Annotated in this window: 23 protein-coding genes and 1 other annotated feature; all 23 genes read right to left on the bottom strand. The window is 37.6% G+C overall.

Annotated elements, in window-relative coordinates; translation table 11 throughout:
- Positions 1 to 363: 363 nt before the first annotated feature.
- The 23 genes from KGI01_RS01690 to KGI01_RS01580 all read right to left on the bottom strand — a co-directional run bounded on the left by KGI01_RS01690 (position 364) and on the right by KGI01_RS01580 (position 25014).
- Positions 364 to 1275 (bottom strand): VOC family protein, encoded by a 912-nt coding sequence (locus tag KGI01_RS01690; protein ID WP_141272738.1) that lies wholly within the window; start codon positions 1273 to 1275, stop codon positions 364 to 366.
- A gap of 123 nt (positions 1276 to 1398) precedes the next feature.
- Positions 1399 to 1686, bottom strand: a complete 288-nt coding sequence (locus tag KGI01_RS01685) for a TM2 domain-containing protein (protein ID WP_068455031.1) — start codon at positions 1684 to 1686, stop codon at positions 1399 to 1401.
- A gap of 163 nt (positions 1687 to 1849) precedes the next feature.
- Positions 1850 to 2482: an orotate phosphoribosyltransferase gene (pyrE, locus tag KGI01_RS01680; protein WP_087682424.1), complete on the bottom strand. Its 633-nt coding sequence runs from the start codon at positions 2480 to 2482 to the stop codon at positions 1850 to 1852.
- Complete coding sequence (gene pyrF, locus KGI01_RS01675) at positions 2482 to 3192, bottom strand: orotidine-5'-phosphate decarboxylase (RefSeq protein ID WP_141272736.1); 711 nt, start codon at positions 3190 to 3192, stop codon at positions 2482 to 2484. Before pyrF ends, pyrE begins: the two co-directional genes overlap by 1 nt.
- The gene (locus KGI01_RS01670; RefSeq protein WP_255314704.1) at positions 3192 to 4106 is read right to left on the bottom strand and encodes a dihydroorotate dehydrogenase; all 915 of its coding nucleotides are present in this window, start codon (positions 4104 to 4106) and stop codon (positions 3192 to 3194) included. Before KGI01_RS01670 ends, pyrF begins: the two co-directional genes overlap by 1 nt.
- A complete protein-coding gene (locus tag KGI01_RS01665; protein WP_068455040.1) occupies positions 4103 to 4870 on the bottom strand; it encodes a dihydroorotate dehydrogenase electron transfer subunit in 768 nt (255 codons plus the stop codon). Before KGI01_RS01665 ends, KGI01_RS01670 begins: the two co-directional genes overlap by 4 nt.
- A gap of 23 nt (positions 4871 to 4893) precedes the next feature.
- Positions 4894 to 8070: a carbamoyl-phosphate synthase large subunit gene (gene carB / locus KGI01_RS01660; RefSeq protein WP_141272732.1), complete on the bottom strand. Its 3177-nt coding sequence runs from the start codon at positions 8068 to 8070 to the stop codon at positions 4894 to 4896.
- Positions 8063 to 9166, bottom strand: a complete 1104-nt coding sequence (locus tag KGI01_RS01655; protein WP_141272730.1) for a carbamoyl phosphate synthase small subunit — start codon at positions 9164 to 9166, stop codon at positions 8063 to 8065. Before KGI01_RS01655 ends, carB begins: the two co-directional genes overlap by 8 nt.
- On the bottom strand, positions 9163 to 10440 hold the full coding sequence (locus KGI01_RS01650; RefSeq protein ID WP_087682418.1) for a dihydroorotase: 1278 nt from the start codon (positions 10438 to 10440) through the stop codon (positions 9163 to 9165). The genes KGI01_RS01655 and KGI01_RS01650 overlap by 4 nt, the downstream gene beginning before the upstream one ends.
- Before the next feature lies 1 nt (position 10441).
- Positions 10442 to 11320: an aspartate carbamoyltransferase catalytic subunit gene (locus KGI01_RS01645; protein ID WP_141272728.1), complete on the bottom strand. Its 879-nt coding sequence runs from the start codon at positions 11318 to 11320 to the stop codon at positions 10442 to 10444.
- Between the two features lie 166 nt (positions 11321 to 11486).
- A complete protein-coding gene (locus KGI01_RS01640; protein WP_141272726.1) occupies positions 11487 to 12845 on the bottom strand; it encodes a uracil-xanthine permease family protein in 1359 nt (452 codons plus the stop codon).
- A 29-nt stretch (positions 12846 to 12874) separates the two neighbouring features.
- Entirely contained in the window at positions 12875 to 13414 is a 540-nt protein-coding gene (gene pyrR / locus KGI01_RS01635; protein WP_141272724.1) for a bifunctional pyr operon transcriptional regulator/uracil phosphoribosyltransferase PyrR, read from the bottom strand.
- A gap of 218 nt (positions 13415 to 13632) precedes the next feature.
- Positions 13633 to 14553: an RluA family pseudouridine synthase gene (locus tag KGI01_RS01630; protein WP_141272722.1), complete on the bottom strand. Its 921-nt coding sequence runs from the start codon at positions 14551 to 14553 to the stop codon at positions 13633 to 13635.
- Complete coding sequence (lspA, locus tag KGI01_RS01625) at positions 14553 to 15029, bottom strand: signal peptidase II (RefSeq protein ID WP_068455058.1); 477 nt, start codon at positions 15027 to 15029, stop codon at positions 14553 to 14555. The genes KGI01_RS01630 and lspA overlap by 1 nt, the downstream gene beginning before the upstream one ends.
- A gap of 172 nt (positions 15030 to 15201) precedes the next feature.
- The gene (gene ileS, locus KGI01_RS01620; protein WP_141272720.1) at positions 15202 to 17973 is read right to left on the bottom strand and encodes an isoleucine--tRNA ligase; all 2772 of its coding nucleotides are present in this window, start codon (positions 17971 to 17973) and stop codon (positions 15202 to 15204) included.
- Positions 17974 to 18047: 74 nt separating this feature from the next.
- Positions 18048 to 18276: a binding site (T-box leader), on the bottom strand.
- A 52-nt stretch (positions 18277 to 18328) separates the two neighbouring features.
- A complete protein-coding gene (locus tag KGI01_RS01615; protein WP_068455061.1) occupies positions 18329 to 18838 on the bottom strand; it encodes a DivIVA domain-containing protein in 510 nt (169 codons plus the stop codon).
- Positions 18839 to 18930: 92 nt separating this feature from the next.
- Entirely contained in the window at positions 18931 to 19719 is a 789-nt protein-coding gene (locus tag KGI01_RS01610; RefSeq protein ID WP_141272718.1) for a YlmH family RNA-binding protein, read from the bottom strand.
- A gap of 83 nt (positions 19720 to 19802) precedes the next feature.
- Positions 19803 to 20063, bottom strand: coding sequence for a YggT family protein (locus KGI01_RS01605; protein WP_141272716.1), 261 nt, complete (start codon positions 20061 to 20063; stop codon positions 19803 to 19805).
- Between the two features lie 12 nt (positions 20064 to 20075).
- Positions 20076 to 20591: a cell division protein SepF gene (locus tag KGI01_RS01600; RefSeq protein WP_141272789.1), complete on the bottom strand. Its 516-nt coding sequence runs from the start codon at positions 20589 to 20591 to the stop codon at positions 20076 to 20078.
- 2 nt (positions 20592 to 20593) lie between these two features.
- Positions 20594 to 21286 carry a YggS family pyridoxal phosphate-dependent enzyme gene (locus KGI01_RS01595; protein WP_068455073.1) on the bottom strand — a complete coding sequence of 231 codons (693 nt, stop codon included), beginning with the start codon at positions 21284 to 21286 and terminating at the stop codon, positions 20594 to 20596.
- Between the two features lie 169 nt (positions 21287 to 21455).
- Positions 21456 to 22604, bottom strand: coding sequence for a cell division protein FtsZ (gene ftsZ, locus KGI01_RS01590; protein WP_068455074.1), 1149 nt, complete (start codon positions 22602 to 22604; stop codon positions 21456 to 21458).
- Positions 22605 to 22661: 57 nt separating this feature from the next.
- Complete coding sequence (gene ftsA, locus KGI01_RS01585; protein WP_141272714.1) at positions 22662 to 23951, bottom strand: cell division protein FtsA; 1290 nt, start codon at positions 23949 to 23951, stop codon at positions 22662 to 22664.
- Between the two features lie 313 nt (positions 23952 to 24264).
- Positions 24265 to 25014, bottom strand: a complete 750-nt coding sequence (locus tag KGI01_RS01580) for a cell division protein FtsQ/DivIB (protein WP_141272712.1) — start codon at positions 25012 to 25014, stop codon at positions 24265 to 24267.
- Positions 25015 to 25019: the final 5 nt, after the last annotated feature.

Below are 25019 nucleotides of genomic sequence, written 5' to 3'. Positions count from 1 at the left end.
AAATTCATGTATCCAATACAAAAAATCATTTTATAAATATGGTCACATCATTAAACCATTATTAACCTATTCCACTTTATAGCGATGGCGATCTATCAACCTAAATAGATCAACTATGAAAAATATGCACTGCCATTTTCAAATGATTTATCACTGTAAAAAATTTAAACGGTACAAGCGATTATTTTTCTCGCCTAGTGGCTATTTCACCTCCCCCTCATTTTACCTTCCTACATACGTTACCCCATAAATCCTAATTAATAACTTTTTATCCTTTCATCTCATAAAAAGTATTGAAATCACCTTTATTCTATGATTATGGAAATTCTAGTCCTTTAGTTATGAATATAAAAAGTAAATCTACTACATAATTTCTTTCACTTTTAACAAAATAACGTTCCCACTTGGATCTTTTACAAAAAATCCATTTGTTGCTTCTTGCATTAAAATAAATTGTTTTATATGGTCTTTTGCCTTTTGAAGTGCCTCTTCTGTTGGTAATGCCAACACAATATGATGAAGTCCTGTATGCATAGCTACCGGGTGTGTAATATCTGAACCCGACCAAATATTCCCTGCTAATTGATGATGGTAATCACTTGATGATACGAAAAAGACATGTTCCTCTAATTCCTTCAACTCAAAACCTAAAATATCTGTGTAAAAATCAACACATTCTTCCATACGATCTAATCGCAAGTGGACATGCCCAATTACTGTGCCTAAAGGTAATTCACCATCTGTTGTAAAATCTGCTAATGGTGCAAGCTCTTTAAAATTTAAAGGGTGATTCACGCCTCTTTCATGATTGCCCCACTGTATTTGCGGACGATCTGCATAAATTTCAATTCCATTCCCTTCTAAATCATGGATATAAAAAGATTCATTATAACCATGATCACTGGCACTATCTAAACGTGAGATTGGTATTATTTTGTCAAAATACGGCAAAAATTTCACTTGTTCCTCGGGACTATCAATCGCTTCTTTATTTTGTAGTATATGAAACAATTTAGTGGCGAAAGCTTCTCTACTTGGTAAGAGTAAAGCAAAGTGAAAGAGCCCTGTTCCTTTTGATGGTTGTTCTTTTTCAGCTACTTTTCGCATCTCGATTAAAATATGATTGTCAATTCCTAAAAACGCTTCTTCTTGTGTGCGCTTAATACATTTTAATCCTACTACTCGTTCATAAAATGCAATTTGACGCGTTAAGTCTTTTACTTTTAATACAACACGTTCAATGATTGTCTGTTCATCTAGTTTGAATGTTTCCATACTACCTCACCCTTTAAGCCGACTTTATTCGTTGACTTTATCTTCTATCGAATCTCTTTCTTTTGTCAAATAAAAAATCATTTTTCCATTACGTCTTATACGCAAAAGAAAAATGATTTTTGACTAATCCTCTTGATCATAGCCACCATTTAAAATAAATGCATTCTCAAGATCAACTAATTTATTTAAACGAATACCTTCGATAATCCAAACAATTCCTAGAATTATGAATACGTATAAACCAACTGCTAAGAATGACAAAATAAATGTAAAGAAGCCAAGTGACATAATTGCTAAACCACTACCCATACGATTTAAATAAATGCGATGTGCACCGAAAAATAAACCTAAAAATAACCATAAAACCCAAGCAACTTTTTTACTTTTTAAAGCTGGAGCTGTATCTGTCATTATGTAACCTCCCTTGAACATACATAGTCCCTTTCATCTTAATCCTTTTTTATAAAAAAAGATATGGATTCTCCTCGTCGTTCACAAGAATTACGAATTTTGTCACGTTCTTTTACGAAAAAAGGGTGAAGTACTTTATAAGCACTCCCCCTCTACTATTCGATTATTTTAAGTTACCTGCTTTTAAATCTTTATACCAAGTAAGTAAGCCCGGGATATCTTCTTTTTGAATTGCACCTGTTTCTTCTGCTGCTTCTACAAGTGCTTCAAAATCAGATAAGCTATAGTATGGTACGCCTGCTTTTTCGAAGTTCTCAATCGCTGCTGGTAATAAATAAGAGTACACTGATACAACACCTAGTACTTCTGCACCTTCACGATTTAATGCTTCAACTGCATTAATTGAAGAACCGCCTGTTGATACGATGTCTTCGATTACAACAACTTTTGCACCTTCTTGGAACTTACCTTCTGTTTGCTTTCCGCGACCATGACCTTTTGGTTTTGAACGAACATATACCATTGGTTGTTCCAAAATATCCGCCACCCATGCAGCGTGTGGAATACCTGCTGTTGCTGTACCTGCCACTACTTCACATGTTGGGAATTTTTCTTGAATTAATGCTGCTAATCCTTGCGCGATTGTTTTACGCACTGTTGGATATGAAATTGTTAGACGTGTATCACAGTAGATTGGTGATTTAATACCTGATGCCCATGTGAATAAATCATGTGGACGTAATTCTACTGCTCCTGCCTCTAACATGCCTTTTGCTACTTCGTGTTGAATTGCCATTATGCATTGCCTCCCCATAGTTGCTGTACTGTATGATATGCTTCGACTGGATTTTCAGCCTTTGTAATTGCACGACCTACAACGATTTGTGTAGAACCTTCTGATTTTGCGAAGTCTGGTGTTGCTACACGTTTTTGATCGTGTGATTCGCCGCCCGCTAAACGAATTCCTGGTGTTACTTTAAAGAATGTTTTGCCACAAGCTTCTTCAATTCCTTTTGCTTCTAATACAGAACATACAACGCCATCTAATCCTGCTTCTTTTGCTAATACGGCATAGTTAATCACCGACGCATCTAAGCTTGTTAAAATATTTTGTTCTTTTTGCATTTGTTCTTCTGTTGTAGAAGTTAACTGTGTTACCGCAATAAGTGCTGGACGTTCTTGACCAGCTGGCGTGCCTTCAATCAGACCTTCCATTGCTGCTTGCATCATGTGTGAACCACCTGCTGCATGAACGTTTACAAGATCTACACCTAGCTTTGCTAAACCTTTCATTGCGGACTTCACTGTGTTTGGAATATCATGTAGTTTTAAATCAAGGAAGATGTCATGTCCCATCTCTTTAATTGTTTCGATGATAGCAGGGCCTTCTTGATAATATAACTCCATGCCTACTTTGACAAAAAGTTTTTCATTAAATTCTTCTAGAAATTCGATTACTTCCACTTTACTTGATAAATCAAGTGCGATAATTGGATTTGTATTCATTAACGGTGACTCCTTCCGATTACTTCTGAAATGTGTGCATAACCTAGCTCGTCTAGCTTAGCTGGTAATTGCTCAATGATGTTTGGACAAACAAAATGATCAACAAAGTTTGCTGTCCCTACTGCGACTGCGCTTGCACCTGCTGATAAGAAGTCAATGACATCTTGTGCATCAGCAACGCCGCCCATACCGATAATCGGAATATTTACTGCTTGGCTTACTTCATATACCATACGAATCGCTACTGGTTTGACTGCTGGGCCTGATAAACCACCTGTTCCATTTGCAATAACAGGTTTTCCTGTTTTTTCATGTAGACGCATACCTACTAATGTATTAATCATCGTGATACCGTCTGCACCGCCTGCTTCTACTGCTTTCGCAATATCTACAACACTCGTTACATTTGGTGATAATTTCACATAGACCGGTACACTTGACACTGCTTTGACTGCTGCTGTTAATTCTTTTGCTGTTTGAGGATCTGTACCAAATTGAATCCCGCCACATTTAACGTTTGGACAAGAGATGTTCAATTCAAGCGCATGTACATTCGGCGCTTGTGAGATGCGCTTTGCCACCTCTACATAATCTTCTGTTTCTGTACCAGCTACATTTGCAATAATTGGCACATCATATTTTTCTAACCATGGTAGTTCATGTTCTAACACATGTTCTAAACCTGGATTTTGTAGACCGATGGCATTCAACATACCTGCTGAAGTTTCAGCTACACGTGGTGTTGGATTCCCACGACGTGTTTCAAGTGTTGTTGCCTTAATCATAATGGCACCTAGCTTTGATAGATCGTATAACTGCGCATACTCTTGACCGAAGCCGAAGCAACCTGAAGCTGGCATAATTGGGTTTTTAAGCGACAACCCTGGTAATTCGATATTTAAACGATTGCTCACAGTGCGACAACTCCTTTCGGGAATACAGGTCCATCTGAACATACTTTTTTGTAATCACCGTCTGTTGTGTCGCAAATACAAGCGTAGCAAGCACCGATACCACAGCCCATACGTTCTTCAAATGATAGGAAACCTTTTTTCTCTGGATAGAATTTTTCTAAAGCACTTAACATTGGTAATGGTCCACAGCTATAAAATACATCGAACTCTGGTTTTACCTCTGCTAATAAATCCGTTACAAAACCTTTTGTGCCTTGTGTACCGTCAGCTGTCACGATATATGTATCGCCTAGCGCTTGGAACTGTTGTTCATAGAATACATTCGCTGCTGATTGGAAACCAAGTACATGGATGGTTTTAACGCCACGTTCATTTAATCTCTTTGATAGCTCATAGAGAGGAGGTACACCAATACCCCCACCTACTAATAGAGCTGTGTCACCAGGTGCAGCTTCTTCGATTGGAAAACCATTTCCTAACGGTCCAAGAACATCCACTTCATCTCCGGCTTTTTTCGTAGACAATATTTTCGTTCCTTTTCCGCCTGCACGGTAAATCATTTTAAATTGCATTGCATCGTGATCAATTTCCGCGATACTGATAGGTCTTCTTAAAGAAGGCTCGTAGTGGTCTTCTACACGGATATGAACAAATTGTCCAGGCTCTTTCATTTCAAGTGTGAGTTGACCAATTAAAGTCAGCTCAAAAATATCATCTGCTATCTGCTTTTGACGAACTACTTTCATACGTTCTTGTTGGATCATGGTTTCGTGCACCTCCGCTTTTTTTACATTTGTTCTGCTGTGAATGTCATTGATTCAATTACTCGTAAGATTGCTTCTGCTGTATCAAGTGAAGTTAAGCAAGCTACACCGTTTTCTACTGATTCACGACGAATTCGGAATCCGTCACGTGCTGGTTGCTTCCCTTTTGTTAATGTGTTGATAACAAGCTGTGCGTTACCTTTTTGAATCACATCTAATAATGTTGGGCCGTTTGAGCCGATTTTATCAACTACTTGTACTTGTACACCTGCTTCTTCAAGTGCTGCCGCAGTACCTGGTGTTGCTAAAATGCTATAACCGATATTAACAAAACGTTTTGCTAGTTCTGTTGCTTCTTCTTTGTCTTTATCTGATACAGTCATTAATACTGAACCATGATCTTCAATCTTCATACCTGCTGCAACGAAACCTTTGTATAATGCTTTTTCAAGTGTTGAGTCTTTACCCATAACTTCACCCGTTGATTTCATTTCAGGTCCTAATGTTGTATCAACACGACGAAGTTTTGCAAAGCTGAATACTGGAACTTTTACAAATACGCCGTCTTTAATAGGCGCTAAACCTACTGGATATCCCTGTTCTACAATTGATTGACCTAAGATTGATTTTGTCGCAACATTTGCCATTGGAATGTTTGTGATCTTACTTAAGAATGGCACTGTACGTGAAGCACGTGGGTTGACTTCGATTACGTAAACAACGTCATCTGAGATAACATATTGGATGTTCATTAATCCTTTAATGTTTAAACCTTTTGCTAAACGTGTTGTGTAGTCTACTAATGTGTCGATATGTTTTTGTGATAAATCTTGTGTTGGATACACAGCGATTGAGTCACCTGAGTGAACACCTGCGCGCTCAATGTGTTCCATGATACCAGGGATACATACATTTTCGCCGTCACAGATTGCATCGACTTCAATCTCTTTACCTGTTAAGTAACGGTCGATTAATACTGGATGTTCTGGTGAAGCTTCTACTGCTGTCGCCATGTAGTGCTCAAGTTCTGGCGTATTATAAACAATCTCCATCGCACGTCCACCTAATACATATGAAGGACGAACAAGTACAGGGTAACCGATTTCCTCAGCAATTGCTACAGCGTCTGGTGTGTTTGTAGCTGTTTTACCAAGTGGTTGTGGAATACCAATTTCGTGTAATGCTGCTTCAAAACGGTCACGTGATTCTGCACGGTCGATATCATCTAATGATGTACCTAAGATTTTAACGCCGCGTGCTTCTAGTTTATCTGCTAAGTTGATTGCTGTTTGACCACCGAATTGAACAACAACGCCTTTTGGTTGTTCTAAATCAACGATGTGCATAACATCTTCAATTGTTAATGGTTCAAAGTATAGTTTATCTGAGATTGAGAAGTCTGTAGATACAGTTTCAGGGTTTGAGTTGATGATGATTGCCTCATATCCTGCTTCTTGAATCGCCCATACAGAGTGTACTGTCGCATAGTCAAATTCTACACCTTGTCCGATACGAATTGGACCTGAACCAAGTACGATTACAGATTCACGATCTGTTTTGATTGATTCGTTTTCGTCGCCATATGTTCCGTAGAAGTATGGTGTTTCTGATTCGAATTCAGCTGCACATGTATCAACCATTTTATAAACTGGAATGATACCATGTTCTTTACGGAAGTCATATACTTCTTCTTCTTTCATGCCCCATAATTTTGCGATTGTTTCGTCTGCAAAACCAATTTTCTTCGCATGACGTAATGTTTCGACGTCTTTTACATTGTTACGAAGTACTTCTTCATAATCTACAATGTTTTTAAATTTATTTAAGAAGAATAAATCAATTTGTGACCATTCATGAATTTGCTCGATTGTAACACCGCGGCGTAATGCTTCTCCTAGGAAGAATAAGCGCTCATCGCCTGCTTTTGTAATACGTTTTTGAATCCACTCGTCTGTTAATTCTTCTGCATGCTTCATTTCAAGATGCTTGTGTCCTGTTTCAAGTGAACGAACTGCTTTTAACATCGCTTCTTCAAAGTTACGACCAATTGCCATAACTTCACCTGTTGCTTTCATCTGTGTTCCAAGATTACGTTTTGCACCTTCGAACTTATCAAATGGCCAGCGTGGAATTTTCGCTACAATGTAGTCAAGTGCTGGTTCGAAACAAGCATATGTTTTACCTGTTACTGGGTTAATCATCTCGTCTAATGTTAAACCTACCGCAATTTTCGCTGCTAATTTTGCAATTGGGTAACCTGTTGCTTTTGAAGCAAGTGCTGATGAACGTGATACACGTGGGTTTACTTCGATAATGTAGTAGTTGAAGCTATGTGGATCAAGTGCTAACTGTACGTTACATCCACCTTCAATACCTAATGCACGAATGATTTTTAATGATACATTACGTAACATTTGGTATTCGCGGTCTGATAATGTTTGAGACGGTGCAACTACGATTGAGTCACCTGTGTGAATCCCTACAGGGTCAACGTTCTCCATGTTACATACAACGATTGCATTATCTTTTGAATCACGCATTACTTCATACTCAATCTCTTTATAACCTGCGATTGACTTTTCAAGTAGACATTGTGTTACAGGTGAGTATTTTAAACCAGAAGCAACGATTTCGTGAAGTTCTTGTTCGTTTTCACAAATACCGCCGCCTGTTCCACCAAGTGTAAATGCTGGACGAACGATTACAGGGTAACCAACTTGGTCTACGAAAGCTTGTGCTTCTTCCACTGTGTGAATGATTTCTGATTCTGGTGTTGGTACATCTAGTTCATACATTAAGTTACGGAATAAATCACGGTCTTCGGCTTGGTGAATCGCATCTAATTTTGTTCCTAAGATTTCGATATTTAGTTCATCAAGAATTCCTGAATTATGTAGCTCGATTGCCATATTCAGACCTGTTTGACCACCTAATGTTGGTAGGATTGCATCTGGACGTTCTTTACGAAGAATACGTGATACAAACTCTAAGCTGATTGGTTCGATGTAAACTTTATCAGCAATTTCTGTATCTGTCATAATTGTTGCTGGATTTGAGTTAATTAGAATAACACGGTAACCTTCTTCTTTAAGAGATAAACAAGCTTGTGTACCTGCGTAGTCAAATTCTGCGGCTTGTCCAATAACAATTGGACCTGAACCGATTACTAAAATGGATTGAATGTCTTGGCGTTTAGGCATGTTGTGATTGCTCCTTCCCAGCGTGTGTATTCATTAATTCGATAAATTCGTCAAATAAGTGATTTGAATCTTCTGGTCCCGGTGATGCTTCTGGGTGATATTGCACTGTGAATACAGGATGTACTTTATGGCGTATTCCTTCAACTGTACCGTCATTTAGTGCAACATGTGTAATTTCTAAATCTGTTCCTTCTAATGAATCTGGGTCAACTGCGTAACCATGGTTTTGAGACGTTAATTCTGTACGACCTGTTTTTAAGTCTTTAACTGGATGGTTTGCACCGCGGTGACCGAATTTTAGTTTGAATGAGTCTGCGCCACTTGCTAAAGCAAATAGTTGGTGACCTAAGCAAATACCGAAGATTGGCAATTGTCCGATTAGTGCTTTGATTGTTTCAACTGCTTCTGGTACATCTTTTGGATCCCCAGGTCCATTCGATAACATAATACCGTCTGGATTATATGATAGAATTTCTTCTGCTGTTGTATTGTAAGGTACAACGACTACATCACAGTCACGTTTATTTAATTCGCGTAAGATACCATGTTTCATACCGAAGTCCATTAAGACTACTTTTTTACCGCGACCTGGTGATGGATAAGCTGATTTTGTCGATACTTGCTCAACTTGGTTTGTTGGGAATGTTGTATTTTGTAGGCGTGTTACTACTTCTTCCACATTTACTTCTTCGCCAACAGCTGTAATATAACCCTTTACAGAACCTTCTGTACGAATCATACGTGTTAATTTACGCGTATCAATTCCTTCAATTCCAGGGATATTTTTTTGTTTACAGAATTCATCAACTGTACGCTCTGAACGGAAGTTTGATGGTGTTTTTGCTAGTTCTTGTACAACGAAACCTTTAATTGCTGGAGCAATTGTTTCAAAGTCATCACGGTTCATGCCGTAGTTCCCGATTAATGGGTATGTCATGGTTACAATTTGACCGCAGAATGATGGGTCTGTCATTGTTTCTTGGTAACCTGTCATTCCTGTTGTGAATACTACTTCACCATCTGATCCATTCTCGCTACCAAATGCTGTTCCTTCAAATACTTCACCATTTTCTAAAATTAATTTTCTCGTTTTCATTGTGCATCCTCCCAAACGATTTGTCCGTTATAAATTGTCATCACTGGCCAACCTTGTGCTGTCCAGCCATTGAACGGTGTGTTGCGACCCATTGATACAAAGCCTTCTGCATCAATTTGTTGCTCTTTTTCTAAGTCAATTAAGACTAAATCTGCTGAAGCGCCAACTTCAATTTTACCGTATGGCAATTTGAAGATTTCTGCTGGTTTTGTTGCCATCCACTCAATTAATTGTTGTAGTGTCCACTTACCTGTTTTTACAAAGTGTGTGTACAGTAATGGGAAGGCTGTTTCAAAACCAACGATACCGAATGGTGCACCAACCATACCACAGCATTTTTCTTCTACTGTATGTGGCGCGTGATCTGTTGCGATACAATCGATTGTACCGTCAAGTAATGCTGCATGTAATGAATCCTTATCTTCAATTGCACGTAAAGGAGGGTTCATCTTCCAGTTTGCATCATCTGATGGAATATCCATCTCTTCTAATAGTAAGTGATGTGGACAAACTTCTGCTGTTACATGAATGCCTGCTGCTTTTGCATCGCGTACAGCACGTACGGATTCTTTTGTTGATACGTGACATACGTGATAGTGAGCGCCTGCTGCTTCCGCAAGAAGTACGTCGCGTGCAATTTGTACAGATTCACAGATTGAAGGAATACCTGGTAAACCTAATTCTTTATTACGTGTTCCTTCATGCATAACACCGTCATAGATTAATGAGTTATCTTCACAATGTGCGACAACTGTCATACCGATTGCAGCTGCATCTTTCATTTGTTCATACATTGTTGCTGCTTCTTGTACGCCAACGCCGTCATCTGAAAATGCGACTGCACCATGTGCTTTTAATGCTGCTAGATCGGTACGCTCATCACCTGACTGTGCCACTGTTAATGAACCGTATGGTAGCACGCGAATCACTGCGCGTTCTTCGATTAATTGATTAATCATGTCTAAATGCTCTACTGAATCAGGTACTGGGTTTGTATTTGGCATCGCGCAAATTGTTGTGAAACCACCCTTTGCTGCCGATGCCGAACCTGTTGCGATTGTTTCTTTATGCTCATAACCTGGTTCGCGTAGATGTGTATGTACATCGACAAAACCTGGAGATACGACAAGTCCTTTACCATCAATTACTTCTGCACCTTCTACCGTAATCGTCGATTGGATGTCTGCTACTTTTCCATCTTCCATTAAGATATCCACTTGCTGTAATTCGCCTTGCTCGTTTAACATTTGTACATTTTTTAATAGTTTTGTCATGTTAATCTCTCCCCTTTAAAATTTGCTCCATGATCGCCATACGAATGTATAAACCATTTTTCATTTGTGCGAAGATTCTTGAGCGCTCACACTCTACTAATGATGAATCGATTTCTACACCGCGATTAATTGGTGCAGGGTGCATGATGATTGCACCGTCCTTCATTTGCTTTTCACGTTCAACCGTTAAACCGTATTGTGCATGATAACTCTCTGTTGTGAACCCTTCATATGCTGCATCACGTTCATGTTGTACGCGCAGTAACATAATCACGTCGCTCGTTTCGATTTGTTGATCCCACTCATGTTGTGCGTTAAACTCACCTTGCCATTCTGGTGGGCATACAAAGTGCACATCTGCGCCCAACTTTTCAAGTGCAATCGCATCTGACTTCGCTACACGACTATGTGAAATATCACCTGCAATCGTTACTTGTACGCCTTCAAATCGTCCGAACTCTTTATAAATCGTATATAAATCAAGTAGTGATTGTGATGGATGTTGTCCTGCTCCGTCTCCTGCATTGACAATCGCTACGTCTAACCCTTCTAGTAACTCTTCATAATACGCATCTTGTTTATGTCGAATAACAACTGCGTCAATTCCGCTCTGCTGAATTGTTTTTACTGTGTCGTATAAAGTTTCTCCCTTTAATACACTTGAAAAGCCTGTATCAAATGGAATGACTGTCGCTCCTACACGACGCTCTGCCACTTCAAATGATGTTTTCGTACGTGTACTTGGCTCAAAAAAGAGGTTTGCAACAAAGTATTCTTTCTCTAGTTGTGGTTGTGCGCCCGCCTCGAATTCAGCCGCTCTGTTTAAAATCGTCATAATTTCTTCTGTTGATACTTCATCCATTGACAGTAAATTTTTCATTTCTGCAGATCCTCCTCATTTTTCATAAGAAAAGCCTCCCTAAATTTGGTTAGGGAGGCTTAAGATGGGTATGACAAGGTAGAGAGGTAGTGTATAGACTACTTCCGTACAAATCACAGCACCCTTCTTTGCCTCTCTGGGCAATCTTTAAAAGGTTATTTATTATTTATTTTTCAAGTTGTTTTTCACGTTCTTCTTCTGCTTGTAACTCAATATCTGGCTGTGCTTTACCTGGTAAGATGACATTTAAAATCACACCGACGATTGCTGCTAAAGCCATACCTTCGATTGCAAAGTTGTAACCTTCAATACCAAATGCATTTTGCCATAAAATCTTACCGCCACCGATTCCTAAAATTAAGATTACAGAAGCGATTACTAAGTTACGTTTATGATCAAAGTCGATTTTGTTTTCGACTAACATGCGTAGACCAGATGAAGCGATAATACCGAATAATAGGATCGATACACCACCAAGTACTGGTGTTGGGATTGTACTTACAAGTGCCATTAACTTCCCTGAGAATGATAGTAACATGGCGAATACTGCCGCACCGCCGATGACCCATACGCTGAATACACGTGTTAATACTAATACACCAATGTTTTCGCCATATGTTGTTTTAGGAGGTCCTCCGACTAATGCTGAAAGGAGTGTACCTAGCCCATCACCTAGTAATGAACGATTTAGCCCAGGATTTTTAATATAGTTGCGTTTTACAATTTTACCCAATACTAATTGGTGACCAATATGTTCTGAAATCGTTACGATAACAATCGGCACCATCGCAAGAATGATCGTTGGTGTGAAGTGAATCGCATAGTCTACACCAGGAATTAAGAAGTTTGGTGCTGCAACCCATGGCGCATCAACTACTTTTGAAAAGTCGATAAAGTTTGTACCTGCAATTTTGTCTGAAATTAATGCTGCTACATAACCTGCAATTAAGCCAAGTAAGATTGGCATTGTACTTACTACACCTTTAATGAAGTTGTTCACTAAGATGGCTGCTGCTAATGTAATCAGCGCAATGATGAAATACGATGCATGATACACTTTTGTACCGTTTTGTAATGTTTCATTCATTGACATATCTACAGCGGTTGCTGCTAAACCTAAACCGATAACCATAATAACAGGTGCTACAACGATTGGCGGTAATAAACGCATTAACCATTTATAACCTGTTTTCCAAATCACTAGTGCGACTATACCGTATGTCACACCGACTAGCATGGCGCCTAGCATGGCTCCACCTGGTCCGCCAAATGACTGTGTTGCAACAATCATTGGTGCGATAAATGCAAATGATGATCCTAAGTACGCTGGAACTTGAAAGCGTGTAATTAATAAGAAGAATAGTGTTGCAACGCCACTTGTTAAAAGGGCGATTGCTGGTGATAAACCTGTTAATGTTGGAACAAGAATTGTCGAACCAAACATCGCAAACATATGTTGTAAACTAAGTGTCAAAAGTTGGCTCGTTTTCGGCTTGTCGTTAATATCTAATACTGCATTTGTCATATCTATAATGTCCTCACATTCTATCTTGCTTATTCGTAAATGGCTACTTGGTCTGTGTCGTCTACTTCTACCATGCTTACAACAATACGTTCATGACTTGCTGTTGGAATGTTTTTCCCTACGAAGTCTGCACGAATTGGTAGTTCACGATGTCCTCTGTCAACTAGAACGGCTAGTTGAATTTGTGAAGGCCTACCGACATCCATTACAGCGTCCATTGCTGCGCGTACCGTACGTCCTGTGTACAATACATCATCTACGAGTACAACTTTTTGATTCGTTACATCATCTGTAATATCTACTTGTTGTACGAGTGCTTCTCCGTTATTCGTCTTTGTTGATAAATCATCACGATAAAGTGAGATGTCTAATTCTCCTGAACGAATTTCTTTTTTCTCAATCGTATTGATTTTTTGTGCTAAACGTTTCGCTAAGTATGCACCGCGTGTTTTGATTCCAACTAAAATCACTTCATCAATACCTTCATTGCGTTCGATGATTTCATGTGCAATTCGTGTTAAAGCACGATTCATACTTGCTTGATCAAGAATTTCCGCTTTTTTTGTCACGGTTATTACCTCCCTATTTCGTGGCATAAAAAAACTCCCGAGCGTTATGCCCGAGAGGTTATAGGTATACTTATAGATATGTCAAATACACTGTACGCATACAGTAATCCCACATTCTTCGCATCCTTTTCAGCCTCTCTGGACTGTCTTTAAAGGTGAATATTAGCTTTTCACTGTTATCAGTATATGCTCTATGACTTAAAGTGTCAATTGCTTTTTTATTTTTTATCGTATGAAGATTTTAGTTCGTTCAATAATGCGTCAAACTCTTGTGGCATTGGTGCTTCAAACTCTAAATATTCATTCGTACGTGGATGAACAAAACCAAGCACACCTGCGTGTAATGCCTGACCACCAATATCCATTGTCTTTTTCGGTCCATATTTCGGATCGCCTACTAATGGATAGCCGATGTAGTTCATATGCACACGAATTTGGTGTGTACGACCTGTTTCAAGACGACATTGTACTAATGTATAGTCTACACCAAAGCGACCAATCACTTGGAAATGTGTTACAGCGTTCTTACCTTCATCTACAACGCCCATTTTTTGACGATCTTTTTTGTCACGTCCGATTGGTGCATCAATTGTACCTTTATCATGTGGAATATGCCCATGAACTAATGCAATGTATCGGCGAGTAACCGACTTATCAACTAGTTGTTGTACAAGCGACTCATGTGCTAAATCATTTTTAGCAACCATTAATAAACCTGATGTATCTTTATCAATACGGTGAACAATTCCTGGACGCATCACACCATTAATACCTGATAAATCTGTTACTTGATGCATTAAACCATTCACTAATGTACCGGTTGTATGACCAGGCGCTGGATGAACAACCATACCTTTTGGCTTATTCACAACTAATACATCTGCATCTTCATAAACGATTTCTAAGTTTAAATCTTCTGCTAAAATTTCAAGCGGCTCTGGTTCTGGTGGATTCACGACAATTTCATCGTTCTCTTTTAGTTTATATGTTTTTTTTACTTTTTCTCCATTTACTAATAAATGACCTTCATCAATAAATGTTTGAATCTGACCACGCGACCATTCTTCTTGTAAAGCTCCTAAGACTTTATCAAGACGTTGACCTTTTTGTTCTGCTGTAATTAAAAATGTTTCTGACATTACTTCACCTTTTTCTTTACTTTTCGATCTTCGAAAAGAATATATATAATTAACATAATAACGCCGAGCGTTAACGCTGCATCTGCAATATTAAAAATCGGGAATTGATAATTGATTCCTGGTATTAATACACTGACAAAATCGACAACTTCTCCACGAAATACTCGGTCGATAAAGTTACCAATTGCACCACCTAAAAGCATCATTAAACTCGCCTGTAATAACGGTTTTCTTTTTGCTTCTTTATGGTAAAAATAGATAATCCCTACGACCACGACTACTGTAATGATGGCGAATAACCAGAATTGATCTTGTAGAATTCCCCACGCAGCGCCGCGATTTCGATGCGAATAAATAGATAAATATGGGTCAAATACCGACACTTCTTGTCCAAGTTCCATATTGTCTACTACAAACCACTTCGTTACTTGGTCTAACACAATAACAAATAATGCAATAAGATAATATTTAAACACCTTGTTTCCTCCGTCTATACAATATGTTACTCATTTTACCATACCCATTCACTTTTTGAGAAATAACCGAAAGATTTTTTTATTCATGTTCTACTTCTTTCACGAATTGCACACAAAGAAAAACATCTTCCCAAACCGAATGAACGATTATAGGAAGATGTTTAAATTCTTATTATTCAGCCTCTACGTAATAAGCTTCTACTACTTCTGCACAATGTGCGCAAAGTGTTGGGTGTTGTTCATTTGAGCCAACTGTTTCTGAAATTGTCCAGCAACGCTCACATTTTTCACCTTCAGCTTTTTCTACTGTTACCGCAATACCATCTTGCTCTATAGCGCTATCAGGTGCTTCGCTTGTTAAGCCACCTACTACAAATTGAGAAACGATGCTTAATTGCGCATAGTTAACTGTAGGGTCTTGTAGCAATGCTGTTGTTTGCTCATCACAGTAAACTGTTACTTTCGCTTCAAGTGATTTACCGATAACTTTATGGTTACGCGCTTGTTCAAGTGCTTTCAACACAACACTACGAATTTCCATAATACGTGACCATTTTTCATCTAATGCTTCGAAATTGGCTTTTTCAACCGCATCTGGCATGTCTGTTAATTGAACAGAAGGTACATCTGTTTCTTCTAAATACGACCACATTTCATCCGCTGTATGTGGAATGATTGGTGATAATAGTTTTAGTAATGCATCTAATGTATCCGCAATAACAGATTGCATCGCACGACGAGCTGGTTGATCATAACCTTCAATATAGACAACATCTTTCGCAAGATCTAAGTAGAATGAACTTAAATCAGATGAGATGAAGTTGTTCATCGCTTTATACACTGTTGCAAATTCATATGCATCATATGCTTCACGAACTGTTTTGATGAACTGTTGTAACTTCATATACATGTATTGATCTACTTCACGTAAATCTTCATATGCTACATAGTCTGTTTCACGATTGAAGTCGTGTAAGTTACCATGTAAGAATTTAAGCGTATTACGTACTTTACGATATACTTCCGAAACTTGCTTTAACATATCCATTGAGATACGAACGTCTGCTGTATAGTCAACAGAAGCAACCCATAGACGTAGGATATCTGCACCGTATTGATTCATTACTTTAGATGGCGCGATGATGTTACCAAGTGATTTAGACATCTTACGACCATCACCATCTAGTACGAAACCATGTGATAGTAAACCTTTATAAGGTGCGTGACCATTAATTGCAACCGATGTGATTAATGACGAGTTGAACCAACCACGATATTGGTCAGAACCCTCTAAGTATAAATCAGCTGGGTAGCGTAATTCTGGACGCTCATCTAATACACCTTGATGTGTTGAACCTGAATCAAACCATACATCCATGATGTCATTTTCTTTTGTAAACTCACCATTTGGTGAACCAGGATGTGTGAAGCCTTCTGGTAATAACTCTTTTGCTGTTTTTTGGAACCAAATATTTGAACCGTGTTCACGGAATAAGTTTTGTACGTGTTCAATTGTTTCTTTTGTAATAATTTCTTCACCGTTCTCAGCATAGAATACAGGAATTGGAACACCCCATGTACGTTGACGAGAAATACACCAGTCACCACGATCACGAATCATATTATACAGACGTGTTTCGCCCCATACAGGTGTGAAGTTTGTCTCACGAATCGCTTGTAATAATTCGCCGCGGAAACTTTCAATTGATGCAAACCATTGTGGTGTTGCACGGAAAATAACTGGTTTTTTTGTACGCCAGTCATGTGGGTACGAGTGCTCGAAGAATGTTTTGCTTAATAAAGCACCTACTTCTTCTAACTTATCACAGATTGGTCCATTTGCTTTTTCATAGAATAAACCAGCAAATTCACCTGCATCTTCTGTCATCATACCTTTGTTATCAACGATTGATAATGTTTCAAGACCATAACGTTTACCAACTTGATAGTCATCTTCACCATGGCCTGTTGCTGTATGAACACACCCTGTACCAGCTTCTGCTGTTACGTGGTCACCTAACATCACTAATGATGTGCGGTCAAATAAAGGATGTTTCGCTGTTACGTTTTCTAAATCTGCACCTGAGATTTCACGATCAATCTCCACATTTTCAAAACCTAGTTTTTGTGCAACGTCCTCTAATAAATCTTTTGCTACGATATATTTTTGATCGTTTGCTTTCACTACAACATATGTGAATTCAGGATTTACTGAAATACCTAAGTTCGCTGGGATTGTCCATGGTGTTGTTGTCCAGATGATGAACTTTTCATCTTGGTTCACAACGCCTTTTCCATCTTCTACAGCGAATGCTACATAAATTGATGGTGATGTTACATTAGCATATTCGATTTCAGCTTCTGCTAATGCTGACTCACTTGAAGGTGACCAGTAAACAGGTTTTAAACCTTTATAGATATAACCCTTTTCAGCCATACGACCAAATACACCAATTTGACGAGCTTCAAACTCAGGGTTTAATGTGATATATGGGTTTTCCCAATCACCACGAACACCAATACGACGGAATTGTTCACGTTGGTTATTTACTTGTTCATATGCATATTGCATACATAACTCACGGAATTCTGCTACCGACATTTTTTTGCGGTCATGTCCTTTTTTAGTTAATGCTTGTTCAATTGGTAAACCATGCGTATCCCAACCAGGAACGTACGGTACAAAATAACCTGTCATTGAGCGGTGACGGTTAATCATATCTTTTAATACTTTGTTTAAAGCATGACCCATGTGTAAATCGCCGTTCGCATACGGAGGTCCATCATGTAAGATAAATGGTGTACGATCTTTTGTACGTTCAAGAACAAGTTTATTAATATCCATCTCGTTCCATTTATCTTGGATTTTTGGTTCGTTGTTTGGTAAATTTCCACGCATCGGGAAATCAGTTTTTGGCATCAATAGTGTATTTTTATAATCCATATTGAAGTTCCTCCTCTAATTCATCTCATATTTTCCCTAGGAAATTTCCCAGGAAATAAAAAAACTCCCCATCCCAAAGGGACGAGGAGGAGTATTCTCGCGGTACCACCCTAGTTGCAAACTAATTCTACTTAATTTGCCTCTTAGAACACAGTAACGGTGTGCGCCCGAGATTGCTTACTAAATCTGTTCAGCAATCTAGTTCAAGAGTGATTTTCTCTTATGATTACGTTGTCCGAGCTTACACTATCCTCGAATCGCTTTACTGCTCTCATAAAATACTGTCTCTATCAATACTTTTATACATATAATGCGATTATAAAAAAACGTTTCGCATTCGTCAAGTAGTACTCAACTATTCTTGTGGTAAATTTAAATGTTCTAGCTCTGATGTATCTGCTTCATATTCCATCAAATGATCCCAATCATCATTCTCGATTAAGTCCAATTGTGCTTCTACAATCATTTTAAAGCGATTGCGGAATACTTTTGATTGTTTTTTCAGTTCTTCAATTTCCATCGCAATGCGACGCGCTTTTGAAAGTGCTTCGTTCACAATGCGATCGGCATTTTTCTCTGCTTCTTTCACAATTAACTTCGCTTCTTTTTGTGAATTACGACGCACTTCTTCAGCCGCTTCTTGTGCCACAATAATCGACTTTTGAAGTGTATCTTCTAAAGAGTTATAATGACCAATTTGCTCATTCATCGATACCAGACGGTTTTCCAATTCCTTTTTTTCGTCTAAAATGACTTTCAAATCTTCCATGACTTGTTCTAAAAACTCATTAACCTCATCTTCATTATATCCACGAAACGCGCGGTTGAATTCCTTATTATGTATATCGATTGGTGATATTGGCATATTTTTCTCCCCTTTTTCCTGTCAATATAGATAGGTTTATTATACCCCTCATTAGGTATAACTTCATCTACTATTATTATTTTTTATAATTTTTATCTTTTTCTTTCTAATTTCCCAAATACAATACGAATTTTATCTTTTTTTGTACGTCCTTCGATTGAACGAATCATAGAGCGACCAAACCCCCGAATTGAGATTAAATCTTGTTCTTCTAACTCCATTGTTCCTTGCTCTTGTTGCTGATGATTCACTTTTACTTTTCCAGCTTGAATCAATTGGGATGCCTTTTGACGTGATATTTTATAAACAGATGCAATTACTGTATCTAAACGTAACGAAGATACCGTATCATATTGTTCCGTCCATTGATCTTGTGGCAAAAGATAATGAGCTTCTTCTGTCACTTCCATTAAATGAACCTTCGCTTTATGAATGGACTCTAAATTAACCATAATAAAGGATGCAAATGCTTTTTGTATAACAAATTGGATTTTTTCTCCATCTATTCTAATATCCCCAAACTTACCACGATCTAAACCTGTCGCCATTAACGCACCTAAAACATCACCGTGTTTTAATTGTAAGAATTTTGCAGGGTAACGTAATTCATATACCACTAACTCGAAATCATTCTTTTCTGGCTCAAAGTAATCTGGGTATAGCAGTACACGTTGTCTTTCTGCTTCTACAAAACCACCAGATGTTTGAATCTTTACATCACCATTTTGACCTACTAAAGATGTAATAATAGCAATTTGGCGTGGATCTAAAAAAGCGGTTAGTTTCGGTGTATATCTTAATGCCACATCTGCAATCCATTCTTTCGCTTGAATAACAAAAGGCTGCTCATCTTCTCGAAAGTGTTGTAAAATTTCTTCCATGTTTTCACCTCAAAAAAATGACCTTCTCTCAGTATAGTGACTTACGAACGATACTGTGAAAAGGTCACCCTTCAACATTCTATTTAATACATTAGATAAAACAATACTTTGATTACACCAAGTTGAATAAAATTCAGTGCGATGATTGCAACAATTGGTGAAATATCAATCATACCAATCGGTGGAATAATCTTTCTGAAAATTTCCAAATAAGGTTCAACAATCTTGCCAATCACTTGACCAAAAGTAGACTCTTGTAATGCCGGTAACCATGACATCAATACATAAGCAATAATGACATAAAAATAAATTTCAAACGCGATATTAATTACGTTTATTAACATGTAATATCTCCTCTAATCATCAAAATGATAATTTGAAATAGTCCCATCTACTTCAACATTATCAGGTGTGCATAAAAATATATTTGAACCGACTTGTTTAATATCACCATTTAAAGCGAAAATGACACCACTTAGAAAATCAATCATACGACTTCCTTGTACTTTATCAATACGCTGTAAATTTACAACTGCTGCTCGTTTATTTTTTAAACAGTCTCCGATATTTTCTACTTCTGTATAAGAAAATGGTTCAAATAAAATCACTTTTGATGTTTTTTGTGTAAAACTCACCACGTTATGAATCGAGCCTACCTGCTCATTTTCAATAACAGTTGGTACTGCTGTCGGCTTTTTTGACTTATTCGGACGTGGTCGATTTGGAATCGCCATTGCATTCTTTGATACTTCTTGAACAGGTGGTTGTGCTTCTGGTTGTTGTTTTGATTTTACTTGTGTCGATGTTGTTTCCTCTTCTTCATAGAATTCTTCATCATCTAGTCTAAAAAAGTTTTTAACGACATTTTTCATTTTCACTCTGAAACACTTCCTTCACTTCCAACTAAAGCCGTACCAATTCTCACAAAGGTTGCACCTTCTTCAATTGCAATTGCATAATCATTCGACATACCCATCGAAAGTTCTGAACATGGCGCATACGGGATTTGTAAATCTACGACTTGTTGTTGTAATTTTTTTAAACCCTTAAATGTGTAGCGAATAATTTCTTCGTCCTCTGTATTTGGTGCCATCGTCATTAAGCCTACAATTTGAATTTTAGAATACGCTGCTAAATCTTTAATAAATGGAATCGTTTCTTCTACACTTAAACCATGCTTAGCTTCTTCTTCTGAAACATTGACCTGTACGAAACACTTTACTACTTGATTTGCTCTTTTTTCAATTTCTTCTGCTAAGCTAAGACGATCTAATGAATGTAAATAATCAATTTGATTAATTACTTTACGCACTTTTCTAGTTTGTAAAGAACCAATATAATGCCAGATTGCTTGTTTACCAATTACTTCTTCTTTAGCAATCAATCCTTCAGGGCGATTTTCACCTAAATGTCGCAAACCATTGCTAATTGCTTCTTGCGCGCGTTCAATTGATACTTGTTTTGTAACTGCAATAATTTGAACATCCTCGGTATTACGCTGTGCTTTTTCAGCTGCGTCTATTATATGTTGTTGAATATTTTTTAGATTCTCTGTAATTGTTTTCATATTCTTCCCAACTTTTCAAAGTTACTTATAGTCTCATTGTATCAAGCATATAAAGAGATTTCAATGAATAGCACCCTACATGTCTACACTGTTATGTGCTTGTAATAAAAGCCAACAAATGTTAGTGTGCAACACTTGTTGGCTCAAAATGATACTCACCTATATTATTTTATCGGCGATTTTTACGATTTCTTAAGAATGCCGGGATTTCATACGTATCTTCAGACATCGTATTATTTGAAGTTGTTGCTGTCTCTTCTTGAACCGGTTGTTGTACTGGTTGAGGGGACTGTTGTACTTGTTGTGGGCGCGCAGTCTGATTCAGACCCGGACGCATCATTTGGCGTGGATCTGGCACAACAGCTGCTTCATTAAAATCTGTTGCAATAACTGTCACAACAATCTCATCTTTTAAGTCATCATTAATAACAGAACCGAAGATAATATTAACATCTTCGTCTGATGCAGACGCAACGATTGCTGCCGCTTCCTGTACTTCAAACAGACTTAAACTTGCTCCACCCGTAATATTCATTAGAACACCTTTTGCACCTGTAATGGATGTTTCAAGTAACGGACTTGAGATAGCTTTTTTCGCCGCTTCTACAGCGCGTGTTTCACCCGAGGCTACACCGATACCCATTAATGCTGAGCCCTTATTAGACATAATCGTTTTTACGTCTGCAAAGTCTAAGTTAATTAAACCTGGTACAGCGATTAAATCCGAAATACCTTGAACCCCTTGACGAAGTACATTATCAGCTTCGCGGAATGCTTCAAGCATTGGTGTACTCTTATCAACAATTTCTAATAAGCGATCATTTGGAATAACGATTAATGTATCTACCGCTTCTTTCATTGCTTGTGTACCAGCTAATGCTTGTGATTGGCGTTTACGACCTTCGAATGTAAATGGACGTGTAACAACACCTACTGTTAAAGCGCCTAAATCGCGAGCGATTTGTGCAATAACAGGTGCCGCACCAGTACCTGTACCACCGCCCATTCCAGCAGTAACAAATACCATATCTGCTCCAGCTAATGCTTCTTCTAATTGTTCTTTACTTTCTTCCGCTGCTTTTTTACCAACTTCTGGGTTAGCACCTGCACCTAATCCACGTGTTGATTTAGCACCGATTTGTAATTTTATTTCAGCACTTGATAGCTTTAATGCTTGTGCATCTGTATTAACAGCAATAAATTCTACACCTTGAACACCATGCTCAATCATACGATTTACAGCATTATTACCACCACCGCCAACACCAATTACTTTAATTACGGCTAGTGCATCATCATTTGTATCAAATTCTAACATGCCATTTCCTCCTCTTTTGCTTATCTTTGTAGAAATATTCAGTTCGTTTCTCTATCTTTACTCGATTAGATTATTTACAAGTCGCTTCAATTTACCAACAATACCTTCTTTAGGTGGTGCTTCTTCGTCATCATACTCTTTAGCTTTGCGTTCTTTACGTGGTTCTTCTGGTTCTGGAACCTCGATTGACATTTCTTCAGAGTAATCATTATAAAATTCACTATCTTTATAAGCATAACGAATCAAACTAACTGCTCCCGATAGCTCAGGATCGCGCGCACCAATTTGAGTTGGTGTATATAATCGAACGCTTGATTGTAATTTCTCTGTTGCTAACTCTTGTAAGCCTTCTAGCTTTGCCACACCACCAGTAATAACGACACCACCTGGTAAATCTTCTACTTGCTGTGCATATAGTTCGTCTAAAATTAAGTCAAAAATTTCTTCTACACGAGCTCCAATAATCTCTGAAATAAATCGTTGGCTATACTGCTCTTTAGAATCTGTTCCAATGATTGGCACTGTAAACATTTCATGGTCAGAAGCTGTATCGTAAAACGCATGACCATAATCTTTTTTGATTTTCTCTGCTTGTTCCATTGATGTTTTTAAAATAATTGACAAATCTTTTGTAATATTTTCGCCACCAATTGGAATCATCGCAACATTCGTAAAGCGACTGTCTTTATAAACACCGATTGTTGTTGTATCTGCACCCATATCAATAAATAATGTGCCACGTGACTTTTCATCTTCTGTCAATGCATAATAACCTGATACATGTGGCTGTAAATAAATTTGTTGGATTTCAACTCCAGTTCTTTCTACACATCGTACGATATTATGTAAATACGTATCTGGAGATGTTGCAACTGTAGCATCCATCTCTAAACGAATTCCTAACATACCACGTGGGTCGCTAATCTCTGGCAAATTATCAACAATAAACTGCTCTGGAATAAGCTCCACTCTTGTATGACCATGTGCTCCTACCATTGACTCTGCAGATTCCATTACTCGATCTAAATCTTCATCTGTAATTTCACGATTATCGTTACTAATCGCAACGACACCTTTTACTTTTTGAAGTGCTACTTGATTTGCTGGAATACCTACTACAACTTTTTTAACGCTAATACCTAGCATGCGTTCGGCTTGGTTAATGGCTTTTCGAATCGATTGACCTGCTGCATCAATATCGACGATACTTCCTTTTTTAATTCCAGAAGATTTCTCTTTACCTACACCAATCATATGGATAGTTGTATGGTCTACAACTTCACCAATGATACATTTCACAGAACTTGAACCAATGTCTAATGAAACAAACAATTCTGACTGACTCAATGAATAGCACCTCCTCTTATTTCTCTTTAGTTTATATTTTATTGTATATTGCTATATTTGTCTAAATAACTTTAGGATTTTTTACCACATTATTAGGGTTTTTGTCGATTAAACAAATAAAAACAAATACGACTTAAACCCTAGCACTAACTTATGCTGAAGATTGTACTTTATATCTAACACATACATTAAGACAAAGCACCACTACTCTGTACCCTAAAAAACTCTTTTATACATACTTATAGAAAAATAATTTTTAGGTTACTCATATTATTCCATAGATTTTTAAAAAAAGATATTCTGGATAGGTAGTCTATTTATATTCTAATTTAAAAGAATTATAATAGCCACCAATCTCCAAATGAATAACACCTTTTTTATTTTGATTTAATTGCGCAATAATTGAAGGATAGTACTTCATTTTTGATGCAATCTTTGGAATATCAATTCGCACTTCAAATCCATCATTCATATACATCTTTAATAATTCTGGATTTGATTTTGTAGGTGCTGGTTCAATTTGAGAAATCATTTGCAATAAATCTGGCGACAATTGCATTAATTGTTTCGCTAGTTCTTTGCGTTGCTTTTCATCATGTAAATTTAAGAAAATAGGCAACTCATAACTTTTCGGTTTAATTCTACCAGGTAACAGTTCACCGTTTTCAAGTACATAATATTGTGCATTACTCGTTCTTAGAATAGCTACTCGTCGATTCTCTTTTATTTTAATCGCTACGCTATTTAACCATTTTCTTTCGACTGTTACTTGTTTTACAAAATCTAGCTTTTCTAAATTTTGTACTACTTGATCTTTTTTAAATCCCCACAATGAATCTCCAACAGTTAATCCACTTTTTTCTATGTAATATTGATTTGTTTCAAAATGATTCCCTTTTATAGTTACTTTTGAAATATGACTTAATGGTGATTGCACATACACTAAAATAAGTAAGACAATGCCGAGAATAATGAATAGTGTGATTATATTACGTTTTTTCTGTTTTTTTCTTCGCTCAATAATCGCACTTTGATGCTCTTTTAATTCAATTATTTTTTGCATTGTCT

Origin of the sequence: Kurthia gibsonii, assembly GCF_006539985.1 — a bacterium.
Lineage (GTDB): Bacteria > Bacillota > Bacilli > Bacillales_A > Planococcaceae > Kurthia > Kurthia gibsonii.
Note: the sequence above shows the minus strand (reverse complement) of the source record. Positions and strands in the feature narration are given on the sequence as shown.

Excerpts from the sequence above, each read along its gene's own strand:
- KGI01_RS01645 (WP_141272728.1), bottom strand. The coding sequence starts at position 11,320 with ATGAAAAATTTACTGTCAATGGATGAAGTATCAACAGAAGAAATTATG.
- KGI01_RS01665 (WP_068455040.1), bottom strand. The coding sequence starts at position 4,870 with ATGATCCAACAAGAACGTATGAAAGTAGTTCGTCAAAAGCAGATAGCA.
- KGI01_RS01600 (WP_141272789.1), bottom strand. The coding sequence starts at position 20,591 with ATGAAAAATGTCGTTAAAAACTTTTTTAGACTAGATGATGAAGAATTC.
- KGI01_RS01630 (WP_141272722.1), bottom strand. The coding sequence starts at position 14,553 with ATGTCAGAAACATTTTTAATTACAGCAGAACAAAAAGGTCAACGTCTT.
- KGI01_RS01605 (WP_141272716.1), bottom strand. The coding sequence starts at position 20,063 with ATGTTAATAAACGTAATTAATATCGCGTTTGAAATTTATTTTTATGTC.
- KGI01_RS01655 (WP_141272730.1), bottom strand. The coding sequence starts at position 9,166 with ATGAAAACGAGAAAATTAATTTTAGAAAATGGTGAAGTATTTGAAGGA.
- KGI01_RS01595 (WP_068455073.1), bottom strand. The coding sequence starts at position 21,286 with ATGAAAACAATTACAGAGAATCTAAAAAATATTCAACAACATATAATA.
- KGI01_RS01640 (WP_141272726.1), bottom strand. The coding sequence starts at position 12,845 with ATGACAAATGCAGTATTAGATATTAACGACAAGCCGAAAACGAGCCAA.
- carB (WP_141272732.1), bottom strand. The coding sequence starts at position 8,070 with ATGCCTAAACGCCAAGACATTCAATCCATTTTAGTAATCGGTTCAGGT.
- KGI01_RS01615 (WP_068455061.1), bottom strand. The coding sequence starts at position 18,838 with ATGCCAATATCACCAATCGATATACATAATAAGGAATTCAACCGCGCG.
- KGI01_RS01690 (WP_141272738.1), bottom strand. The coding sequence starts at position 1,275 with ATGGAAACATTCAAACTAGATGAACAGACAATCATTGAACGTGTTGTA.
- pyrE (WP_087682424.1), bottom strand. The coding sequence starts at position 2,482 with ATGGCAATTCAACACGAAGTAGCAAAAGGCATGTTAGAGGCAGGAGCA.
- KGI01_RS01580 (WP_141272712.1), bottom strand. The coding sequence starts at position 25,014 with ATGCAAAAAATAATTGAATTAAAAGAGCATCAAAGTGCGATTATTGAG.
- KGI01_RS01685 (WP_068455031.1), bottom strand. The coding sequence starts at position 1,686 with ATGACAGATACAGCTCCAGCTTTAAAAAGTAAAAAAGTTGCTTGGGTT.
- ileS (WP_141272720.1), bottom strand. The coding sequence starts at position 17,973 with ATGGATTATAAAAATACACTATTGATGCCAAAAACTGATTTCCCGATG.
- pyrF (WP_141272736.1), bottom strand. The coding sequence starts at position 3,192 with ATGAATACAAATCCAATTATCGCACTTGATTTATCAAGTAAAGTGGAA.
- KGI01_RS01650 (WP_087682418.1), bottom strand. The coding sequence starts at position 10,440 with ATGACAAAACTATTAAAAAATGTACAAATGTTAAACGAGCAAGGCGAA.
- ftsZ (WP_068455074.1), bottom strand. The coding sequence starts at position 22,604 with ATGTTAGAATTTGATACAAATGATGATGCACTAGCCGTAATTAAAGTA.
- KGI01_RS01610 (WP_141272718.1), bottom strand. The coding sequence starts at position 19,719 with ATGGAAGAAATTTTACAACACTTTCGAGAAGATGAGCAGCCTTTTGTT.